Source organism: Agrobacterium sp. MCAB5 (assembly GCF_052114365.1).
Classification (GTDB): domain Bacteria; phylum Pseudomonadota; class Alphaproteobacteria; order Rhizobiales; family Rhizobiaceae; genus Agrobacterium; species Agrobacterium tumefaciens.
In genome coordinates, this window is the sequence record NZ_JBFREP010000322.1 from 1 (window position 1) to 395 (window position 395).

A 395-nucleotide genomic window follows, 5' to 3' on the forward strand; every position below is an offset into this window, starting at 1 on the left:
AGTCTTTCGTTCTAAAGAAATCATGTTGATGAGCTGACTGCTTGTTGTTTTCCAGGGGCTTTTGCTTTTGGGGTTTGATTTTGTGACTGCATTGAGCGGTCTGTTTTTTGACAATTGAATATGAGAAGAAAGAGAAACGTGGGCGGCGAAGCTTGCGGGGTCTGAAGGAATTCAGGCTCTGATTGAATAGACTTTGACGGTCACGTTTTAATGAGACAACACCAATTTTGCGAGCAGMGATGCTTTGATGAAATTGATGTGAGTTCTCGTCGATTCAGAATAACGTGACAATAGTCAATGATTGAATTCTCAACTTGAGAGTTTGATCCTGGCTCAGAACGAACGCTGGCGGCAGGCTTAACACATGCAAGTCGAACGCCCCGCAAGGGGAGTGG

General features: G+C 44.7%; 1 rRNA gene. It reads left to right on the forward strand.

Features of this window, described 5'->3' with window-relative positions:
- Positions 1 to 310: 310 nt before the first annotated feature.
- Positions 311 to 395, forward strand: a 16S ribosomal RNA gene (locus AB4Z23_RS28830); the annotation flags it as partial.